Annotated in this window: 1 protein-coding gene; it reads left to right on the top strand. The window is 63.6% G+C overall.

The genetic code is table 11. The features are described from left to right. On the top strand, positions 1–231 hold a 231-nt coding region (locus tag ACPYOG_RS21070), incomplete at both ends, for a TolC family protein (protein WP_481295984.1).

Below are 231 nucleotides of genomic sequence, written 5' to 3'. Positions count from 1 at the left end.
GTACATCGTCTGGCAACAGACCGTGAGGACTGGGATCCAGCAGGTTGAGGATGCACTGTCGGCCGTCACCCGCGCTGCCCAAACGGTTGCCGCCCTCCACGCCCAGGTCAAATCCTACCAGGAAGCCCTGCAACTCTCGACCGCAAGCTACAAGGACGGTGCGTCCTCGCTGCTCGACGTTCTCGACGCGCAGCGTAACGTGACAGCCGCTCAGCAGAGCCTGGCACAGGC

It is taken from the genome of Leifsonia sp. HAY1-4F, from assembly GCF_056755275.1.
Note: the sequence above shows the minus strand (reverse complement) of the source record. Positions and strands in the feature narration are given on the sequence as shown.